Here is a 20,379-nt window from a genome sequence, read left to right on the forward strand (position 1 = left end):
GGGCTGGATTCGTCCCTCTTGGGGTAGCGGCCGAATTGAGTTTTCTGGCATCTTGTGGCCGAAATGAAAATGCTGACTTATCACAACTATAAACGGAAGCGCTGTTTAAAAGCCTGCTGTATCACGTTCGCGACTACGCTAGTGGGGATGGTTTCGACCAGCTGGGCTCAAGTCGACCAGCCGAGCTTGGAAGGCGAGGCGGTGGAGCTGGATGCCGTGGTGGTGACGGCTGCGGGCTTCGAGCAGAGCATCGCCCAAGCTCCGGCCAGCATATCGGTGCTGACCTCTGCAGACCTAGGCGCGACACGGATCAACAGCCTTGCGGATGTTTTGTCGACGGTTGAAGGAATCGACGTGGGCGCCTCTGCGGGCAAGACAGGGGGGCTTAACATCAGCATGCGTGGAATGCCCAGCGACTACACTTTGATACTGGTAGATGGACGTCGCCAGAACGCGGCAGGCAATATCACTCCCAATGGATTTGGCGAAACTTCGAGCAGCTTCCTGCCGCCCGCTTCGGCGATCGACAGGGTCGAGGTTATTCGAGGGCCGATGTCGACGCTTTACGGGTCGGACGCGATGGGGGGCGTCGTTAATATCATTACTCGCCGCGGCGAGAGCGCTTGGAGCGGGAGCGTGACGGCGGGTGGAACCTTGCAGGGCGACTCCGATTTCGGAAACACCGCCGAGACCAATTTTTATGCAACAGGCCCCTTGTTTGTGGACAAGCTGGGGCTGACCTTGCGCGGCAGCTTCTTCAATCGCCAGGCCTCCGACCTTAGCTACCTTGACGAGAACGGAGAGGAGCTTGAAGTCAGCAAGCGTGGTCCCAGCCCGGTCGGGGCCGACGTCTACTCGGCAGGGGCTCGCTTGAACCTGCTTGGCAGCCGTGATCATGACCTTTGGTTCGATGCCGACATCAATCGCCAGACCTACGATAACTCTGAAGCTCAGCTCGGTACCCTAGGCGTGCGAGGTTATGCGGAAGAGCTTAAGTTCAACCGTAGCCAATTGACCTTGGCCCACACTTGGAGGCTGGGCGACGTGCAGTTGGAGTCCAGCCTGATGCAGAACGAGACCGAGACCATTGGACGGGTTATTCCTTCGGGTACGCCAGGCAAGGAGCCCGGCAGCGCGCGCGACCTGACGAACGAGAACATCGTTTTCGACGTGAAGGCTTTGGTGAATACAAACGAATCGCATTCGTTGGTGATTGGCGCCCAGTGGTGGGACGCGGAAATGGTAGACGGCGTGGCTCCCGCGCCTTACCAGCAAACCCAATGGGCTCTCTTCGTCGAAGACGAATGGAAGCTCGCTGAGTCCTTGCGTTTGACTCTTGGCGCTCGTTTGGACGACCACAGCCAGTTTGGGCAGCACACGAGCCCGCGCGCTTACGCTGTTTGGAACGCGACTTCGAATTGGTCGTTCAAGGGTGGCGTTAGCAAGGGCTTCAAGGTGCCGCGCCTCGACCAGATCGCGGAGGGCATCATTGGCTTCACTGGACAGGGGACGATCCCGAATATCGGTTCGCCGGATCTCGAGCCCGAGACCAGCGTCACCACAGAACTGGTGGCGATGTACGACAACCTGGAGGGCTTTCGGGCTGGCGTGACGGTTTTCCACAACTCGTTTGACGATAAGATCGCTCGCGGTCCCGGCTTGCTCAATGCAACTTGGGCCTCCGACCCGAATCGCCCCGGTTCCGTCGACTACGGATACTGGCCGCTCGTGGACGAGTTTTCCCAGTCGATCAATGTTGACGAGGCGGAAACCTACGGCATGGAGGCTACGACCCGTATCGATTTCTCTTCCCGCTTGTCATTGAAAGCCAACTACACGTATACGGAGAGCGAGCAGAAAAGCGGCGAGAGCGCAGGACAGCCTCTCTACGCCACGCCGAAGCATATGCTCAATAGCCGTCTGAAGTGGAACGCTGGAGAAGATTATTCGTTTTGGCTGAGCGGCGAATACCGCAGCGAGCGCTACCGTTCGCCAGATCGCAGTTCCACCTCCTTGGCCAAGGATACTTGGGGCAACTATCGGGCCTACAGCTTGTTTCACCTCGGGGGAGATTGGGAAATCAACGAGTCCCTCACTCTCAATGCCACCATCTATAACCTCTTCGACAAGAACTTCGTAGATTACCGCCCTTATGTGAGCAACACGGGGACTGGCGCGATCAGCTATACCAATCTCTATGCAAACAGCCAGGAGCCTCGCAGGCTCTGGTTGACCGCTACTTATAGCTTCTAGCCTGCTGCAGAACGGGTGTAACGCCCTTTCCCCACACTAAGAAAGGCCAGCCTGAGAGGGTTGGCCTTTTTTGGGGTTTCGGTGGATTAGCCGAGCAACTTTCGAGCGCGGCCGCTCAAGAGGAGGTCGTCTGCGGTTTGGAAGAGGGCGGCGAGATTGCGTTTGTCGGCGAAGGCGAGGCCTGCTTCGGCGCCGAGAAGAAAGAGGGCGGTGGCGTAGGCGTCGGCCTCCATGCAGCTGTCGTGAAAAATGGATACGCTTAGGAGTTTATCGTCTCCGTCTTGGCAGCGAGGGGAGACGATGTGAGCCACGGTTTGGCCGTGGCGCTGCTCGTAGCGAAGGTAGTTTCCAGAGGTGGCGACCGCCAGGCCGCAGAGCGCGACCTGCGCTTTGGACAGACTGGCTTTTGCGTTTGGGGGCGGCTCTATTTCGTAGAGCCAAGGGAGCCCATCCGGCTTGCAGCCAAGGCCTTTGGCTTCGCCCCCGATTTCGAAGAGGTAGTTTTCCAGGCCGAGCTCGCGCAGGCGTTGGCAGACGAGATCGACGGCGAATCCTTTGGCGATGGAGCAGAGGTCGACTCTGAGGTTACCCGGTTGGAAGAGGGAGTTCGTTTCGGCAGAGAGCGCTGCCTTTTGGTATCCAGCTTGGGCGAAGGCCTGTTGGACTTCGGGGGATGCGTAGCTGTATCCACTATGCGGTGACGGACCGAATCCGAGCAAGTCGACTGCGGTGGCAAAAGTCGGGTCGTAGGCGCCGTCGGTTTCCTGGGCGATGGAAAGGGCTCGTTCGAGGACGTGAAAGGCTTCCGGACGAAAAGCGCACCAGCTGCCTGAGGCGGCCTTTTGGTAGCGACGAAGGTCGGAATCCGTTTCCCATGGGCTCATTTGGGAAATGACTGTATCCAGATTTTGGGTGATTGACAGTTCGATGGCCTGAAGGTCGAGCTGCTCGGGCGACGAAAACTTGGCGGACCAGTGGGTCCCCATCGTTTCGCCCGCGAGGGAGCGCATCTGCCAGTCGGCGCGAAAGGCTCCGCTGCGGGCGGAGCTTATGTCTTCCGGTATGAATACGAGGGTTTCTGTAGCTTGGCTCACGGTGGAGTCGAGGTGCGCGCTTGGCGATTGGGAGAATGCGAAATCGCTCTCCTGGCGGGCAGGAGAGCGATCGAAGAATTTTGTGAGAGAGCGGAGACGGCGAGCCTTATTCAGGCAGCACCTCTACGGTGAGCGTGTAGCTGGCGCTGCGGGCGAGGGGAAAGCCACGGAAGTCGCCGCCATCGATGCGAGCGCTGGCGTTGATCCAGTAGCGGCCTGCCTGCTTCCAGGGAATTTCGATGAGGCCGTTCTCGTCGCTGACGAAGGTCTGGTCTCCCGCTTCGTTGCGGAAACGGTCGTTTCCTTGCACGACTGTCACTTCGACACCCGCGGTCGCGTTGCCGTTGAGCAAGACGCGGAAGGAGGCCGACTCGCCGGTATAGAGATCGTTCGGATGGGTGAGGAATTCGAATTCGAGGCCTTCGCCCGATACGGCGATCTCGCTTGGAGCTCCGCTGGTAACGATGGTTTCGACGCGGCTGGCGTTTTCGCGAAGTTGAAGCTTTTCCAGGGAGGCAAGATCCATGGCGGCAAAGTCTGCGGCGCTGCCGCGCTGGCGCTTGCGCTCGCCGTTTTCTTCCCAGGAGGCGAACATGCCGGAGCGGCCGCTGAAAATGCGGTAGCTACCGGGCTCTTCGAGCTGGAGTTCGAAGGTGCTGCGGATTTTGCCCTCTGCGGCGCTTTGCTTTTGCAGGGCTTTGCCGGTCGGGCTTAGCACGGTGATGTTGTCCAAGCCGATGGCGTGGTGGTTGGGGAAATAGAGGTTGTTGGAGATGGCAGCTTCGACGGAGATCCATTGGTCTTCTCCGGAGAGAACGGAGGTCGAAGGCAGGATCCACTGGCGGTGCGCGAGGGCGCTGGAAGCCAGGGCGGCTATCGTTGTGACGAGGGCAATTTGCTTGAGTTGTTTCATAATGACGAATTAAGCGGTGTTGGTATCAGGAAATGGCGTTGGCTGGATGGAGGCCGCTTGGGGCGGGCTAACGAGAAATTTCTAGGGTGACTTTGCCGAGCTCTCGCTCCCCGGTGGCTTCTCCTTGGCCGGCTGGGGTTTCGCTCCATTGAAAAGGGATGCGCAGGAGCTCTCGGCCGCCGACTTCTCGAGAGGCTTCGACGACGAAGTAGTAGGTTCCGGGGGCTTGCTCCACCATAGCGCTCTGGCCGAGGTCGAAGCTCAGCTCGTGGGAGCCGACCGGTTTGGTGGGGCCCGTGACGCCGTCGATGGGTAGCTCCGTGGCGCGGCCGCCTTTGCGCCACCATTGGCGGAGGTCCTTGAGCCAGGTTTCGCCTTCGCGATCCTTCATCTCGATGTCGTACCATACGGCGAGGTGGGTAATCAGCTGGCGCTCTTCGGACTCGATCCAAGCGGCGACGTAGGGGCGATGGTATTCGGCTACGTCGAGGCGAGGGATCTCGATGGAGGCGCTCAATTCTCCAGCCTGCAACCCGGCGAGGCCGGTGAGGCTTGGCAAGGTCAAGGTGGCGAGGGTCTTCAGTTTTCGGTCGTTCATGAATGTGTTCAAGGCAGTGGCTCTTCCGTCAATGGACGAAGATGGCGATGACGAGGAAGGGAATGAGGAAGCCGGCGGCTACGATGGGCCAAGTGCTCGGGCGACGTCTGGCGTGCACCCACAGCAAGGCGAGGCCGGTGAGGCAGAAGACCACGCAAGCGACGGAGAAGATGTCCATGTACAGGACCCAAGCGGCTCCGGTGTTACGGCCTTTGTGAAGGTCGTTGAGGTAGGCGATGAAGCCTCGGGTGGTCTTTTCGTAGATGATCTCGCCGGTTTCGCGGTCGATGCTCATCCATGCGTCACCGCCCGGTCGGGGCAGGTCGACATAGATGTCGACGTCCGACCATTCGTAGGCTTTTCCGCCCACGGCGATGTCGAGCTCTTGGTCGATCCAAAGCCGCAATTCGCGTGGCAGGGGCTGTTTCTGCTCGGTTTCTTCGCCGTCCTGGAAGCGAATTTGATCGAGCAAGTCAGGAGGGAGGTCGACCGTTAATTCGGATACGGTCGGGGTCGCCTTGATCTGGCCCGCGTGGTTGAGGGTGATACCAGTGACTGCGAAGAGGATCATGGCCACGAGGCAGATGGCGCTGCTCACCCAGTGCCAAATATAGAATTGTTTGGTCCAGTAGGCTTTGGCGGATTTGGGTCTCGATTTGGATTTTGGGTGAGTTTGAGTGGCGGACTCAGGACTGGTGGCGGTAGGCATTGGATCGGGAAAGGTCGCTCGGGCGTCGGTTGGACGATCGGGCTATCGGAGGGCACCCGCAGGGAACGGGACCTTCTTTACCGGCAATCGCTGGGCGAAAGCGGAGCAAGGTCGCTTGCTGGTAAGATCGGATTTTGGCATGGTCGGTTGTAGGAAGTTGGATGGTTCGCTTTAGCGTTTAGGCGACGGAAGGTTTACTAGAATTCGGCTTAGGGGACTACCCCGTAGCGGATTTTCAGCGCCCGTAGCGGGATTTTTTGCGCGTGTTGTTCGCCGAGCGACGAAGGAGAGTGTGCATGAAAAAACGCTAGCCGAGGTGGCTAGCGTTTAGGGGAGAATTGGTGGTCTTTGGAGACGCGGGCTGAAGCACCGCGCTACTTGGTGTATTTGTTGCGCAGGACGACGCGGGAGGAGGAGCCGTCGAGGGCGATTTCCTTAACTGCGAGCGAGATGCGGTTGTCTTCGTCGAGGGCGCTCCAGTAGAGCTCGAGCGTTTCTTCGGGAGTGGCCGCGATGGGGAGGAGCAGCGGGTCGACGTTGAAGGTCGGGAGCGGGTTGCCGTCGCCCATGTAGGTGGTGAGTCCGTAGCCGATGCCGTTGGCTGGCTCTTGCGGGTAGTAGTAGTGGCGATCCGAATACTTGGGGTCGATCTTGTTGGCCTTGAGGATGGAGAGGCCGATCTCGGGGGAATCGCCGGTGAGGTCGAGTTGGCCGGTGATGCGAGGCGTGTAGTTAGGGGCGTCGGGTTCGCGGTCGCGAGTGGAGAGGGCTTCCTTGGCGGTCTTGCCGGCGGCGAGGCCGTCGCAGAGGGTGCGGGTTTGGTCGCCGTTGGAAACGAGGAACTGGCCGGGCAGTTCGAGCATGGCTTCGTAGATGATGAGGCTGGGATCCTCGACCTTGGAGGGATCGAAGGGCTCGGTGCTGAGCGTGGCGCCTTCGAGCGAGAACTGGCGGTTGCGGCTGTTGGGGCTGCGGCCCATGATCCAGTAGACTTGCTGCCAGGCATCGCCCGAGGCGGACTTGCCGATGACGAGGCCGCGACCGGGGTAGGGATTTCCGGCGACGTGGGACTGGAGGGTGGCGGATGCGATTTCTGAAGCGCTCATAGGGCGGCAGAGGTTTGGCATTTGCCGAGGCGGGGCAATCTAAATTATTTCCGCGGCTTGCCGGATTTCGGGAAATTGAATTTTTCGATGTGGGAGGGGGTGCGGGCCTGCTGGATGAGACGGTCGAGCTCCTTGACGAGTTCGGGGTGGGCGTCGGCGACGTTGCGCGTTTCGCCGGGGTCGTTCGCGAGGTCGTAGAGCTCCAGCGGCGAGTGGGGATCGACGGAAACGTCGTAGCGGACGGCTTTCCAGTTTCCTTTGCGGAGGGCGACGCGGCCTTTGCGCTCGTGGAACTCCCAGTAGAGGTAGGAATGTTTTGCTTGCTGGTCCTGGCCGAGCAGCTCGGGCAGGAAGGAAATGCCGTCGGTGCTTTCCGGTACGGGTCGTCCAGTGACGTCGGCGAGGGTGGGCAGGACGTCCCAGAAGGCGGAGAGGTGGTCTGAGACGGCGCCGGCGGGGATGGTGCCGGGCCAGCTGGCGATCATGGGCACGCGGATGCCGCCTTCGTAGAGGTCGCGCTTGTAGCCGCGCAGGCTGCCGTTGGAGCCGAAGTAGTCGGGGTCGTGCCCGGCCTCTTGGTGCGGGCCGTTGTCGGAGCTGAAGATGACGAGGGTGTTTTCGGCGATGCCGAGTTCGTCGAGCTTGGCGAGGAGTTCGCCGATGTCGTCGTCCATGTGGTTGACCATGGCGGCGAAGGCGGCGTGGGCTTCGGGTTGGGAAGCGTAGGGGCCTTTGCGGAATCTAGGGCCGCTGTCGGTGCCTTGGTAGGAGCTTTCGGGAAGGTACTTTCCGCGATGTTTTTCCATGTACTCCTCGGGCGCCAGCATTTCCGCATGGGGCTGGATGAGGGCGTAGTAGCAGAAGAAGGGGCGGTCTTGGTTGGTTTCGATGAAGTCGAGGATTTGCTCTTGGATGAGGTCCGGCGCGTAGGTTCCGGTTTCGGTGCCGAAGTTGTCCCAAAGGATTTCGCGTTGGCCGTCGTTCCAAAGGAAGTAGGGATAGTAGTGGTGGGCTTGGCGTTGGCAGTTGTAGCCGTAGAAGCGGTCGAAGCCCATCTTGAGCGGTTCGCCTTCCGTGTCCGGAGCGCCTAGTCCCCACTTTCCGAATACGCCGGTGGTGTAGCCGGCATCCTGGAGCAGGTGGCCGATGGTGTAGGTGTCGGCGGGCATGGGAAGTTGTCCTTCGGGCTTTACTTCGAAGTTTCCGCGGACGGGGGCGTGCCCGACGTGCTGGCCGGTGAGGAGGGCGCAGCGGGAGGGGGCGCAGACGGTGCTGCCCGAGTAGTGCTGGGTGAAGCGGAGGCCTTGGGCGGCGAGCTGGTCCAGATGGGGCGTTTGGAAATGGCTTTGCCCGTAGGAGCCGAGGTCGCCGTAGCCGAGGTCGTCGGCGAGGATGTAGATGATGTTTGGTTTTGGGCTGGCCCAGGAGATTGAGGCGGCAAGGAGGGCGAAGGTGAGGCAGAGGAGTCGCATTGTTTTATATCGTTGGGGGGGTAGTTTGGGGCTGCGAAGCTGGGTGGCTAGGGGTGAGCGGCGCTAATGGTATGAGGATTGCGTGGGGGGCTTCGAGTGTTGGCTGAGGAAGGCATCTGTAAAGGATGTATCAGATTCTTTGGGGCGGAATTTTTTCGCTCAGCTTGGCGCTGGCGATGCTACGTTAAGGGCATGTTGAAAATCGCCATTGTTTCATGCCTGATATCGTTCACCACGCTCGCGCATGCGGGCGATGCCTTCAAACTTTTGCAAAGCGACAAGCACGCTGCAGCGATCATCGCCTACTTGGAGTCGGTCGACATCGCTGGCGTCGAGGCGAGTCCTTTCGTGGAGTACCAGCGTTCCGAAGAGCTGGTCGCGGCCCTAGCTCGCTACGCGGCCTTGATGGAAGAAACAATCTACCAAGGCCGGGAGGAGCTGTATCAAGCGGGCAAGGGTTCAGCGGTGGGCTTTGCCGCTTTGCTCGACGCTAAGATCCGCCACCAGATGGCAATGGGAGCCGTCCAGACTCTGAAACCTGAGCACTTTCTGGCGGAGGTTTCTGGGAGCGAGGCGAGCGCGCCCGTGAAGCCGCTCCTCGCTGGAGTGGCCGCGGCGACAGAGTGATCGATTAATCGATCTTTCCTCACAGGAAGCTGGGCGATCCAGGGGCGCACCTCGAAAGCGGCGTCGACTACGTGGCAGCGTTTTTGAGGAGCTGCTCGATATGTGGCGGCGTGCTGGTATCAGGTGGCATCTGGCCATCGGGAATGGGCGCCGAGTAGCCGCTTTGAGTAGGGACGACGCCGGCCCAGTAAGGCCCGTTGAGGTCGGAGGCGACGTCGTTGGGCGGACCGCTGCGGACTTTAAGCGTGGCCTCCTCGATGCGCAGGGCAGCGATGGCGGTGGCCTTTGACTCGGCTTCGTTGGGCTGGCGGCAATTTTCCCAGCGCCCGGGGATGAGCTTTTCCACGGTGAGGCGAAAGGCTTCCCAGCGTTCCGCTTCGTCGCTGAGCAGGTGTCCGCTGCCGAAGGCGACGACGGAGCGGTAGTTCATGGAGTGGTGCATGGCGGAGCGGGCGGCCACGATGCCGTCGAGGAAGGTGAAGGTGCAGCAGATCGGGTTTCCCGAAGCGATGGCTTGCAGGAGTCGGCTTTGGGTGGAGCCATGGAAATAGAGGGTATCGCCGCTGCGGGCGTGGATGGTTGGGATCACGAAGGGTTGGCCGTTTGGCAGGCTGAAGCCCACGTGGCAGATGGGAGCGGCATCGATAACGGCGTAGACCGGCTGGCGCTCGAAGGTGACCCGCTTGGGGGCGCGGTTAGGCGTGGAGCGTTCGGTTTTTGCGAAGGGACAGGTCATGGGAGATCGGGATGGGTTTGTCGGTTCGAATTTTGATTTCGGGCTGGATGATAGCGTAGTAGTGGCGTTAGGAATAGATCCACTTTTATGAAAAATAATAAGTCCACTAGCGTGCCTCGACTCGGTCGCGGCAAGCTGCCCGCGTACCAGCGGGTTTATGTGGCGTTCCGCGACGCGGTGCGTTCCGGGAAGCTGAAGGCGGGGCAGCAGGTGCCGTCCAGCCGGGAGTTGGCTTTGCGGTATGGGGTGGCGCGGATCACGGTGACGCAGGCCTACGAGCAATTGATCGCGGAGGGTTATCTGGAAACGCGTCGCGGCGCGGGGACCTTCGTGGCGGCGGAGTTGCCCGAGCGCTTTTTTCGGGCGCAAGGAGTTGCAGAGGCTAGCGGCAAGGAAGGGAAACGCGAAGGCGGCGCGGGCGCTCGGTACGTGGAGCAGCCTCCGTTCTTGTCGGGGAGCGCGGATTTGCAGGCCTTTCCGATGGAGCTATGGCTAAAGCTCTACGCGAAGCAGTTGCGAGGTTCGCCGTATGCGCTCAACAACTACGGACATGGGGAAGGCGGATATGCGGGCTTGCGGGAAGCGATTGCCGCCCACCTGAGCACGCAGCGTGGGGTGCGTTGCGAAGCGGGACAGATTTTAATTTTGAGCGGTAGCCAGCCGGGAATCGAGCTGGTGGCGAGGGCTTTGGTGAAGCCCGGCGATGCGGTGGCCCTGGAGAACCCGAGCTATGGCGGGATCACGAGTTCCTTTCGCCTAAACGGGGCGCAGATCTGTCCGTTGCCGGTGGACGAGCTGGGGATGCGGGTGGACGCCCTTGAGGCTTTGCGGGATTGTCCGCGTTTGGTGGTGGCCACCCCGGCACGGCAGTTCCCTCTGGGAGTGGCGATGCCGGTGGGGCGTCAAGCGGCTTTGCTGGAGTGGGCCGAAAAGACTGGGGCCTGGATCTTGGAGGACGACTACGACAGCGAGTTTCGCTTTCGTGGGAAGCCCTTGCCGGCGATGCAGGGGCTATCGGCTAGCGAGCGTATTTTGTATTTGGGTACGTTTACGCGATCGATGTTTCCGGACCTTAGGATTGGGTACTTGGTGGTGCCGAAGGCGGTGTATCCTGATTTTCTAGCGCTTTGGAAAGCGGGCGCGATGAATCCGCCGGTTTCTCTGCAGGCGACGCTGGCGGATTTTATGCGCGAATGCCACTACGCGCGTCACCTGCGAAAGATGCGCAAGCTCTACGAGAAGCGCAGCCGATGGTTGGCTGGGCGTGTGGAGGAGCTCTTGGGCGATTGGTTCGAGCTCGGTGTCACGGACGGCGGCATGCATTTCGTCGGCTTTTACCGGAAGCCCGTCGACGCGCGGCGCTTGGCCGAGGAAGGCCGGAGGCGAGGTTATGTTTTCATGTCGATTTCGAGCTACGGACCGGCGCCGCTAGAGCGTGACGGGATGATGTTCGGTTTTTCCTCGTTCAGCGAAGAGAAGATGGGAGCGGCCCTGAAGGGCCTACGTGAGGCGCTTGAGAGGGCGGGGCGATAGGTCGCCGTTTGTGGCGGGCCCGTACTATTTAGGCATACGGTCCGTGTGAATTTCTAGATGGGAGGTGCGAGGTCGTACTCGGCTGTGTTGCGCTTGACGCGGCAAGTATCGAGGTAGTCGGCGTCCTCTTGGTGCTCCTTGCCTAGGACGTAAGGGAGGGACTGCAGGGTGCGGTAGTGGGCTAGGTTTTTGTCGGCTCGATAGCCTTCGGCGTAGAGTAAGATGGCACAGAGTTTGAGAGCTGCGTTATAGGCGATGCCAAATTGCCAATCGCTTGAGAGTCGGGCCGTTTGGGCATCCTTTAAATCACGCTCGGCGATTTCCCACAGCTCCTTGATCTGCAAGGGCGTCGTGTTGTGGAGCTTGAGCCACCCGTTTTTATGCCATTGCTGCAAGCTCATCGTCGCTGCCCTTGACCCAGAGTTTTGGAGCGTTCAGCACACTCTCGATGAACGCATCTCCACTGCTCGCTTTCTCGGAAAAACTCTTGGCGGAGATGGTGTAGGGATTGATTTCGCGTCCTAAGGATTCGGATACGGGCCTTAATTTCGGTGTGAGTTTTCGAAGGCCGACATTACCAATCGCAAAAAAGTCGATATCACTGTTCGCCTTGGCTTCACCGCGGGCTGTCGAACCGAACACGAATGCGAGTTCGATACCTGCCATTTCTTTGATTGCTTCGGAGAGTTGGTCCGCGAGTCCGCTGGTCTTTTCGACGATGCCACGTAGCTCTGGATAGATGGGATGGGATTCGTTGGCTCGGAAGTAAAGTCGGTTGCCGTCGCGACGGGACGTGATCAGTTCCAGCTCTTCGAGTCGTTGCACTTCTTTCTGCAGAGCTCCTACAGCCATTCCGCTCTGTCGAGCGAGGTCCCGAAGGTGGAGTTTTTTGTCAGGATCTACGAGCAAAAGGCGAAAGATCTCCGCCCGGGCTTTGGGGAAAAATGAGTGTAGAGTCGCCATGAATGTACGAAAAATAAGTACAGATGTACTGAATTATAGTACAAATTGGATTCTTAAGTTTGTCGATTTAGTGAGGTTTTAGCTCCGTAGTCTTTGCTTGGCTGTTTGCAGGTGAGGGGTGATAGCCTTTCCCAAGAGTTGGATGTGTTCACTGATCCATAGGATCATCTCGGGCCAACTATCGCGGTTGTATCCATCGAACGGGTTACGGTAGATTATTCGAGAGGACTTTGCTTCGTCCATTCGGTGCCACTCTAAGCACGCTCCGAAATCCTCTTCGATCGACTCGCGTTTGCTTGATAGGAAATCAAAGACGGCTTTGTTCTCTTCCTGGCTAGCTCGAGTTAGATTTACTTGAACCCGGGCTTCTGTCTTTGAAAAAATCACGCCCAAAGTTACGTTGGCCACTCCAGAACCGACGTTTAGCCAGTGGTCCTTTGTGGGGTTCACGTTCCCAAAACGAGGAATGCCCTGCTTTTCAAATTCATCGAGCATAACCCTCCAGAAATCCAATCGGAGGATATGGCGGTTCGCTTTCACCCTTTCAGTAGTTTGCTGCTCTTTTTCCTTTTCCGAGATACCGATCATGAAGTCGGCTGATTCAGGGGTAGGTATGATTTGTTCGAGTTTGAGATAAAGCTGGTCGCCGTGTTGGTAAGGTGTAGCTTTAAAACACTGTACGCTTACGCCCTTCTGCAGAAGCCAAAGAACAGTAGACGTCACTTCGCGTCGAAATTTTGCGGATACAAGGATGAGGCGTTGGTCACTGCCAGGGTTGAGCGTTACGTCAGACAAGTCTTCCGTATCCAAAAACTCGCAGATTAGTTCTTTGGCGTCTCCAAAACCTTGATACTTGTTTAGGTAGCTCTGGAAAATATCGATGACTTGGCTGGTCTTCAAGGACGAGCAGTAGGAAGCGTATTTGAGGGCCTGCCAGACGACGTCTCGGCCTGAGTCATCAAGTTTGTTCTCGATTACAACTATCTTTCCGTTCTTGTCTAGGGCCAGAAGGTCCAGTCGCTCCCGGGTTTCATCGAAGCCGTCGAACTCCTTCTGAATAATGAGCAGTTCCTCTCCGAGGGATGAAGGGCACTTGGAAATCCATTCCTGCAAGTGTCCGCGTTCGGTGAATCCCAGCTCGCCGAATCGCTTTTCTTCGAGCTGTACGATATTGTTGGAATGGGAATCGATACGGTACATGGTTTAGGTCGTTGGAACTATTGATGGGGTTGGAGCTGATTCGAAGGAAGTGGATTGAGTCGAGACTAACTCCTGCATGAATTCGTTCAAATTGGCTTCGTAGGCGTCCATTTGCTTTTGCAATTCAGATTCTCCGACTTTATCGGCCTTTTTGATCCTCCTCAGTGTGAAACAACTGATTTTGGCGAACATCAAATAGCTGACTTTGCGGGCTGTCGTTTTTATTCGTGCTTCGAGAAGCTTGTTTGCATCGTCGCTTTGCATGGCGGTGCCTTTGAATAGCCGTTCCGTCGTGCCATCATCTAGTTCAGTGAATGAACTGCGAACCAATGATAAAAGCTGTTGATGAATCTTGGCTATGTTTTCGATTCCGCGTAGCTGAAATGCCAATACAGGAAAGTCTTTGGAGAGTTCCTCTAAGTCGGAGTGATACGATTCGACGGGGTAGTTGAACTGAATCGATGCGAGCCCTGACATTTCCGAAATAATCGGTTCGATCTGTTTGAGGACTTCACTCACCTCCTCATCGTTCGCTTGTGGGAAGTGTTTTGTAGTCAATCTTCTCAGCAGGGAAGATATTCTGCTGCGTAAGGTACGATCGAAATCGCTGAGCTCCTTTTGACACCAATAGAGATTTAGGAGATGGCAAAGGACTTTGCGGAGAGTTCTCTTTCGGTTGTATTTTTCTTTCCAGAGGTAGGCGGACGTGCCAAGCGAAACGGTCGAAAGAGTCGTGAATAGAATAGACGCCAGAGCGGTGTTAGTTTTGTAGAAATTCAGAAGAGATTCGAGCATCTTAAGCAGGCAGTTGAATTTGGGTGGCTGCTCTGATAATTGACTTGCAGAGATTTTCGAGTGTGGGCGAGCGATGGCCAGATTCAGATGCGATGGTTAACCATTCGCTGATGAACATAGAGTTTTTCGCTATTTGTCCTGCTCCCCCGCATCTCCGTCGGGCTTCCTGCATATGTTTGCAAAGGTCCTGTCTCGAAAAGTCAGCTTCCACTGATTTTCCCATGTTTACTGGCCATGCTTTGCAGTTGGCGGATAGGTAACCGTCTGTAGGAAAAGCGTCTACAGTGCTATGGCCGACGAGACTGAACAGGATGAGGTTGTCCAGTTTTTGTTTTTCTCGATTTTTACCTATTTGATTTGAGTCGCAGTCAAAGATTAAGAAGAAAGGAATACCTAGTTTGTTTGCTATGGCTACGGGATGTATGAGGTGATTTTTGCCATTCGTTGGAATCAAATGGCAACCGGATGCGTGAAAGTCGTCCCAGAGATCGAAGATATGCAGCGCCGTTGTTATGAAAGCGACGTCCTCCAGCCCCTCGACGAAAACGGGAAACCGGCAGAAGAACATTTCATTTAGATGGGGAAGCAGCGACTGATTGATTTTTACCCTGAGACCTGATGGATTGTAGATCTCTCTATGCTGACGATGCTTGTTTAAGTAGTTGCTTATATCGTTGCTGGATGAATATGAAGGCTTGGATTGTCCTGTGCGTAGATCCTTGTGAAGTAGCCGGACATTTTCAAAATCTTTTCCTTTGACGAAATGCGGACTATGGGTGGTCACTAGGACCTGCGAATTTGTTTCGACCAAATTAGTGAACACCTCGGATAGTCGTCGAATCTGTGGAGGATGCTGGTAGAGCTCAGGCTCTTCGCATGCGAAGATGAGTGTAGGCTGATTGTCTGACTCCACGTTTGCGACCTCGATGAGAAGAGCGAGTAGGTAAGATCGTTGAAGCCCATGCCCCATTCTCGATAGCTTGCCGGAGAATTTGCCCTCACCTGTGTAAACTCCTGCGCTGGGGTCCTGTACTTGAACTGATTTGGCAGAGTCCGTTAGCCATTCCAGGTTTAATGTGGTGTTTTGATGTGACCAAGCAGCGAGACGATTCTGCAAATTGCGACTTACGTCATCCAGTGCCGATTGATTTTCATTCAGCAGTTTTCTGTAGGCGATCAGGGTATCGGTTTTCAGTTCCTCTAGTTTTTCTCCAAAATTGGTCTTCTGCCGTACCGTTCTGGCGAGTAGTTGACCAAGCGCCGACTTCTTTGATTCCTCTCCTTCCTCCTGCGCTTCTTTGACGGCGGGAACGTAAACCCATTGCACAAATCGATTTAGTTTTCCCGAATTAGCCCCATAAAATTCATCTTCACTTTGAAGCTCCTCGCATTGCCCGCGGTGAGTAGCCTCGTAATCTCGAAGGGCTTGCTCCATATCTACCTTCGATGTTGCGGTAGCTATTCCATCGAACTCAGTTCTAAGCTGTTTGAAGATCTCTTTGAGTTCCTTTGCAGGGCTTGAAGACTTTGAAAAATATCTTTCGGCAAAGGCACGCATACCTAGTCGGCTGCCACATTGCTTCACTTTTGCTTCGTTTTTATCCGTATCCCAGACAGCTTCGGTAGAGACGATTAACTCGTTCTGGCGGACGTAATGATTTAACTCTTCGCTCTCTTCTTTCGAAAGATCCCTGAAGGTAACAGTTATGCGAATCGGATTCTCTCCGTTTTTATTGTGGAAGTCTTCCAAATCGAGTTGCTTTACGCTGGGTAGTGAAGAAGTTGGATTCTGGAAAAAGAGGTTTAGAGCTGAGAGTACATTTGATTTACCCGCTCCGTTTGGACCAACGAAACAAGTATAATTATCGAGGGGAATCGTTTCGTCGCTATACGAGCGGAAGTTCTGGATTCTGACCGATGATAGTTTCATCTACTTACTGTATTCAGATTTCAAATTATCTTGTGATGGCAGGGAATACTCAGCATTGGAGCAAATGACATCATGTTGACTGAGTATTTTTGTTCGCAGATTGGAGCTGCTCCTTGATTCTATTGGTGGAATTAATGGTGAACCTGACCTTGTACTACAATGGTAAAAATACTGATCCAGTCGATAGTGATGGGATCTTGCAGCGTAGGGTCTAATCCATCTCATCTCTACCTAACCCGCCTTTATCTGCAGTATGTGGGCAGCTGTAGTTGAACGGTAACTCGGGGCGAATCATTACACCTAGTTGGAAGTGGTCGGGGCCTGTGCATTCGTATGAGAGCGAATAGAGCCGTGAGCTGGCGGTTGATCAGTTCTCTCTTAGTTAGCCTACCTATTCCACGGGCCAGCCGAGGCGGGTGAACTCGGCGTGGGTGTGGGTCATGACGTTTTGGAAGGTGTCGATCCAGAAGCGGTCTTGGTTGGCTGCGAGGTAGTCGAGTATTTCTTGGTGTAGTTGGGAGTCGGTTACAAGGTAGTCGCCGCCGACGCCGTGGTTCAGGAGGATGGCGACGGTGCCGTTTTCGTAGCAGTCTTCCAAATACGCGATCGTCTGGGCGAAGTCGTGGGAGGAGAGGTCGAAGGCGGGGGTGTTGTTGAAGTCCAGTTCCCGCATGGATTGGAGCTGGGGCGATACGCCGCGAGAGGCGAGGTAGAGCTCTTGGGTGACGGGTAGGAAGGAGTGGCTGCCGTTGGCGACGGCGGTGTCGCCGCAGGGGTAGGCGAAGGTGCGGGTGGTTTTGCCGTCGATGGCGTTGAGCAGGGTGTTGGTGAGCTGGAGCTCGCTGCGGACGCGTTCGATGGTGTAGTGGTCGAGGTTGCGTTCGTCGCTTACCCAATCGCGTCCGGGGAGGCCTTGGCGGCAGGGGTGGACGAGGGAGTGGCTGGCTAGCTCGTGCCCGGCGGCGGCTACGGCTCGCCATTCGGACAAGCGGTTTTCCATGGTATCGGCTTTGGCCTGCAGGAAGAAGGTGCCCTTGAGGCCGGCGGCTTGAAGCTGGGGAAAGGCGATGTCGAGCTGGGAGGGCAGGGAGTCGTCGTAGGTGAGGCAGACGGCGGCTTGGGCGCCATGGGGCCACTGGAAGCCGGTTTCGGCGGGAGAGATGCTTGGGGCGAAGAGCAGAACGAGCAGGGCGAGGATGCGTGGGGCTGGGTGCATGCTGGGAGTTCTAGGCGTTTCGCTGGCCCGGGACAACGTGGGAGTTCGCGGAAAAGCGCCCTTGCTATTGAACGCAAGGGCGGCGGTGGTGAGCTCTGCCTGTGGCAGGCAGAGGCGGCGAGATTCTCGTTAGGCCTTTAGTTGCTCTGGGGGGTGGAATGGGCGACGAGGAACTGCAGGTAGGGAGTGATGAAGCGGTCGAAGGCTTCTATGTGGGGAAGGTGGCCGATGCCGGGAAGTTCCACGAGTTGGGAGTTGGGAATGGCGTCTTGGGTGGTTTGGCCGAGTTTGGAGTAGTCGCCGAGCTTGGCTCGTTCTTGGGCGGTAACGGCGTCCTTGCCGAGGGCGGTACGGTCGCGTTGGCCGATGACGAGCAGGGTGGGCATTTGCAGTTTGGGAAATTCGTAGACGACTGGCTGTGTGAAGATCATGTCGTAGGTGAGGGCTTGGTTCCAGGCCATGCGGGCGTAGTCGGGGCTGTCGAGGTAGCTGGCGAGCTGCTGGACCCAGGGGTCGTAGGCGGGCTTCCATTTGCCGTCGTAGTAGGAATTGAGTTGGTAGGCCTTGATCTTTTCGGCGGTCTTGCCGAGCTCTTGCTGGTACCAGGCTTCGACGGGTCGGTAGGGCACGCCGAGGGCTTTCCAGTCTTCGAGGCCGATGGGGTTGAGCAGGGTGAGCGTTTCGGTGAACTCCGGGTACATGAGGGCGAAGCGGGTGGCCAGCATGCCGCCCATGGAGTGCCCGAGGATGTGGGCGCTGTCGATTTCGAGCGATTGGAGCAGTCCCATGGTGTTGATGGCGAGCTGCTGGAAGGTGTAGTGGTAGTGTTCCGGCTTGGTGGACTTTCCGAAGCCGATCTGGTCCGGCATGATGACGCGGAAACCTTGTTCGCTCAAGGCGGTAGCGGTTTCCTGGAAGTAGGATCCGGAGAAGTTCTTGCCGTGGAGGAGGACGACGGTTTCGCCGTTGGACGCATTCTCGGGAAAGAGGTCCATGTAGACCATCTCGTGGTTTTCGAGCTGGCTCTCGAATTGGTAGGTGTATTCAGGGAATGGATATTCCCAGTCTTCGAGACGGAGCTTGGATTCCTGGGCTTGGGCCGAGGAGACGGCGAAAGCGGCGGCTAGGCTCAGGAGTCCGGCTAGTTTAACGAGGGGGAAAGTGGCTGGTTTCATGCAAGGGTTTACGAATCGAAGCGGGGCTTGGATGCGATTTAGCGTCGGCCTTTGGCGGCTTGGGAAGGGGATGAAGCAAAAAAAAGGTTCATCACCAAAAGGAGTCGGATAGCCGCTTACCTGTAGGTCCGTCGCTTGCGACGTGCCACAGATCCCTGCTCTAATATCCTGCATTGCGGCGTGGCGCGAGCGCCAGCCCTACACTCGAGAGCGTCTCCCCGCAAAATGGGGATGAAGCAAAAAAAAAGCGGACCGCTGTGAGGCGGTCCGCTGGGGAAATGGGAATCGTGACGTCTGTGGCTCCTGCTAGTCTTGGCCGACGGTGTACTTGCTCGGAGGCGTGACGACGCCGGTGCGTACGCAGAAGTCGCCGAAGCCTTCGCCTTCCTGGCGCTCCTTGGCGTAGGCCTTGAGGTGCGGTTCCACGGAGGGGACGATTTCCTCGGCCTTGATGCTTTCCTTGTAGAGGGTGTTGAGTCGCATGCCGTTGTAGGCGGCGCCGAGGTAGAGGTTGTACTTGCCGGGAGCCTTGCCGATAAGTCCGATTTCGGCGAGGTAGGGGCGAGCGCAGCCGTTCGGGCAACCGGTCATGCGGATGCTGATGGAGTCGTCGGTGAGGCCCGCTTCGTCGAGGACCTTCTCGAACTCGTCGAGCAGCTCCGGGATGAAGCGTTCGGACTCGGAGAGGGCGAGGCCACAGGTCGGCAGGGCTGGGCAGGACATGGCGTTCTTGCGCAGGCCGGAGAGCTTCTCGGGGCCGGCGACGCCGTTGTCGTCGAGAATTTTCTGGATGGCAGCCTTATCCGCTTCGTCGATCCCGCAGAAGGCCAGGTTCTGGGTGGGAGTGAGGCGGATGTCGCCCTTGTGGATCTTGGCGATCTCGCGGAAGGCGGTGCGCAGGTTGACGCCGTCCTTGTCGACGATGCGGCCGGAGGCGACGAACTGCACGTAGTACCACTTGCCGTTGATGTCTTGGTTCCAGCCGTAGTCGTCCTCGATGGTGGTGAACTCGAAGGGCTTGGCTTCGCCGAGGGCGAAACCGGTGCGCTTCTCGACCTCGGCCTTGAAGGCGGCGAGTCCCATGCGGTCGATGGTGTACTTGAGGCGGGCGTTTTTGCGGTCGACGCGGTTGCCGTGGTCGCGTTGGGCGAGCACGACGGCTTCGGCGACTTGGTTGACTTGGTCGGGGGTGCAGAAGCCCATGACGTCGCCGACGCGCGGGTAGGTGGCTTCGTTGCCGTGGGTGGTGCCGAGTCCGCCGCCGACGGTGACGTTGAAGCCGAGCAGCTTTTCGCCTTCGAAGATGGCGATGTAGCCGAGGTCTTGGGAGAATACGTCGATGTCGTTGGTGGGCGGGATGGCTACGCCGATCTTGAACTTGCGAGGCAAGTAGGTCTTGCCGTAGATGGGTTCCTCTTCGACTTCGCCGGAGTACTTCTCGCCGTCGATGAAGATTTCGCGGTAGGCCTTGCCCTTGGGCAGCAGGTGGAGGGAAATGTTCTTGGCGATCTCGTAGACCTTGGCGTGGGCGTGGGTCTTCTTGAAATCGGGCTGGCACATGACGTTGCGGTTGATGTCGCCGCAAGCTCCGATGGAGTCCATGAGGACCTTGTCCATGTTGCGGATGACGTTTCGCAAGTTGCCTTTGAGAAGGCCGTGCAGCTGGTAGGTTTGACGGGTGGTGAGGCGGATGGTGTGGTTTCCGTAGTCGGTGGAAAGCTGGTCCATCATGAGGTACTGCTCGGGGGAGCAGACTCCGCCCGGCAGGCGTACGCGAAGCATGAAGGAAAATGCTTTTTCGAGCTTCTTGGCCCGGCGCTCGCCGCGGATGTCGCGGTCGTCCTGCACGTACATGCCGTGGAACTTGGTCAATTGCCCGGAATCGTCGGTAATGCCAGCGGTGCTGTTGTCGGCCAACTCTTCCATTAGGTTGCCGCGGAGATTGTTGCTCTCCTCTTTAAGGTACTCGTTCTTGGCGAGCTTTGGTGTCGCGTCTGCGGAACTCATGATTCGCGCGGTTCTAGGTTCGAGGGCTTAGATGGCAAGTTAATTGCCTTGC

18 protein-coding genes are annotated in these 20,379 nt (G+C 57.3%); 3 read left to right on the forward strand and 15 right to left on the reverse strand.

Annotated features, from left to right (window positions below; all coding sequences use genetic code 11):
• Positions 1 to 147 precede the first annotated feature (147 nt).
• The gene (locus tag QEH57_RS03195) at positions 148 to 2,253 is read left to right on the forward strand and encodes a TonB-dependent receptor (RefSeq protein ID WP_309005231.1); all 2,106 of its coding nucleotides are present in this window, start codon (positions 148 to 150) and stop codon (positions 2,251 to 2,253) included.
• 86 nt (positions 2,254 to 2,339) lie between these two features.
• On the opposite strand, the gene QEH57_RS03200 is transcribed toward QEH57_RS03195, so the two are convergent.
• The 6 genes from QEH57_RS03200 to QEH57_RS03225 form a co-directional block, all read right to left on the reverse strand.
• The gene (locus QEH57_RS03200; protein ID WP_309005232.1) at positions 2,340 to 3,347 is read right to left on the reverse strand and encodes an FAD:protein FMN transferase; all 1,008 of its coding nucleotides are present in this window, start codon (positions 3,345 to 3,347) and stop codon (positions 2,340 to 2,342) included.
• 106 nt (positions 3,348 to 3,453) lie between these two features.
• A complete protein-coding gene (locus QEH57_RS03205) occupies positions 3,454 to 4,260 on the reverse strand; it encodes a DUF4198 domain-containing protein (protein WP_309005233.1) in 807 nt (268 codons plus the stop codon).
• 67 nt (positions 4,261 to 4,327) lie between these two features.
• Positions 4,328 to 4,858: a DUF2271 domain-containing protein gene (locus QEH57_RS03210; RefSeq protein ID WP_309005234.1), complete on the reverse strand. Its 531-nt coding sequence runs from the start codon at positions 4,856 to 4,858 to the stop codon at positions 4,328 to 4,330.
• 28 nt (positions 4,859 to 4,886) lie between these two features.
• Positions 4,887 to 5,567, reverse strand: a complete 681-nt coding sequence (locus QEH57_RS03215) for a PepSY-associated TM helix domain-containing protein (RefSeq protein WP_309005235.1) — start codon at positions 5,565 to 5,567, stop codon at positions 4,887 to 4,889.
• 374 nt (positions 5,568 to 5,941) lie between these two features.
• On the reverse strand, positions 5,942 to 6,673 hold the full coding sequence (locus QEH57_RS03220; RefSeq protein ID WP_309005236.1) for an IMP cyclohydrolase: 732 nt from the start codon (positions 6,671 to 6,673) through the stop codon (positions 5,942 to 5,944).
• A gap of 44 nt (positions 6,674 to 6,717) precedes the next feature.
• Positions 6,718 to 8,145, reverse strand: coding sequence for an arylsulfatase (locus QEH57_RS03225; RefSeq protein WP_309005237.1), 1,428 nt, complete (start codon positions 8,143 to 8,145; stop codon positions 6,718 to 6,720).
• 192 nt (positions 8,146 to 8,337) lie between these two features.
• On the opposite strand from QEH57_RS03225, the gene QEH57_RS03230 reads away from it, so the two are divergent.
• Complete coding sequence (locus QEH57_RS03230; RefSeq protein ID WP_309005238.1) at positions 8,338 to 8,772, forward strand: hypothetical protein; 435 nt, start codon at positions 8,338 to 8,340, stop codon at positions 8,770 to 8,772.
• A 67-nt stretch (positions 8,773 to 8,839) separates the two neighbouring features.
• On the opposite strand, the gene QEH57_RS03235 is transcribed toward QEH57_RS03230, so the two are convergent.
• Entirely contained in the window at positions 8,840 to 9,508 is a 669-nt protein-coding gene (locus QEH57_RS03235; RefSeq protein WP_309005239.1) for a pyridoxamine 5'-phosphate oxidase family protein, read from the reverse strand.
• Positions 9,509 to 9,595: 87 nt separating this feature from the next.
• On the opposite strand from QEH57_RS03235, the gene QEH57_RS03240 reads away from it, so the two are divergent.
• Complete coding sequence (locus QEH57_RS03240) at positions 9,596 to 11,041, forward strand: PLP-dependent aminotransferase family protein (protein ID WP_309005240.1); 1,446 nt, start codon at positions 9,596 to 9,598, stop codon at positions 11,039 to 11,041.
• Between the two features lie 53 nt (positions 11,042 to 11,094).
• Here QEH57_RS03240 and QEH57_RS03245 read toward each other — a convergent pair whose 3' ends face one another.
• The 8 genes from QEH57_RS03245 to QEH57_RS03280 all read right to left on the reverse strand — a co-directional run bounded on the left by QEH57_RS03245 (position 11,095) and on the right by QEH57_RS03280 (position 20,327).
• Positions 11,095 to 11,442: a hypothetical protein gene (locus tag QEH57_RS03245; protein WP_309005241.1), complete on the reverse strand. Its 348-nt coding sequence runs from the start codon at positions 11,440 to 11,442 to the stop codon at positions 11,095 to 11,097.
• Positions 11,420 to 11,893, reverse strand: a complete 474-nt coding sequence (locus QEH57_RS03250; protein WP_309005242.1) for a nucleotidyltransferase domain-containing protein — start codon at positions 11,891 to 11,893, stop codon at positions 11,420 to 11,422. The genes QEH57_RS03245 and QEH57_RS03250 overlap by 23 nt, the downstream gene beginning before the upstream one ends.
• 189 nt (positions 11,894 to 12,082) lie before the next feature.
• Positions 12,083 to 13,204, reverse strand: coding sequence for a DUF4268 domain-containing protein (locus QEH57_RS03255; protein WP_309005243.1), 1,122 nt, complete (start codon positions 13,202 to 13,204; stop codon positions 12,083 to 12,085).
• A 3-nt stretch (positions 13,205 to 13,207) separates the two neighbouring features.
• The gene (locus QEH57_RS03260; RefSeq protein WP_309005244.1) at positions 13,208 to 13,762 is read right to left on the reverse strand and encodes a hypothetical protein; all 555 of its coding nucleotides are present in this window, start codon (positions 13,760 to 13,762) and stop codon (positions 13,208 to 13,210) included.
• 238 nt (positions 13,763 to 14,000) lie between these two features.
• Complete coding sequence (locus tag QEH57_RS03265) at positions 14,001 to 15,929, reverse strand: ATP-dependent endonuclease (protein ID WP_309005245.1); 1,929 nt, start codon at positions 15,927 to 15,929, stop codon at positions 14,001 to 14,003.
• A gap of 391 nt (positions 15,930 to 16,320) precedes the next feature.
• Positions 16,321 to 17,145 (reverse strand): polysaccharide deacetylase family protein, encoded by an 825-nt coding sequence (locus QEH57_RS03270; RefSeq protein ID WP_309005246.1) that lies wholly within the window; start codon positions 17,143 to 17,145, stop codon positions 16,321 to 16,323.
• Between the two features lie 137 nt (positions 17,146 to 17,282).
• The gene (locus QEH57_RS03275; protein WP_309005247.1) at positions 17,283 to 18,320 is read right to left on the reverse strand and encodes an alpha/beta hydrolase; all 1,038 of its coding nucleotides are present in this window, start codon (positions 18,318 to 18,320) and stop codon (positions 17,283 to 17,285) included.
• 306 nt (positions 18,321 to 18,626) lie between these two features.
• Positions 18,627 to 20,327, reverse strand: a complete 1,701-nt coding sequence (locus QEH57_RS03280; protein ID WP_309005248.1) for an NADPH-dependent assimilatory sulfite reductase hemoprotein subunit — start codon at positions 20,325 to 20,327, stop codon at positions 18,627 to 18,629.
• Positions 20,328 to 20,379: the final 52 nt, after the last annotated feature.

The organism is Pelagicoccus sp. SDUM812005, assembly GCF_031127875.1.
Classification (GTDB): domain Bacteria; phylum Verrucomicrobiota; class Verrucomicrobiia; order Opitutales; family Opitutaceae; genus Pelagicoccus.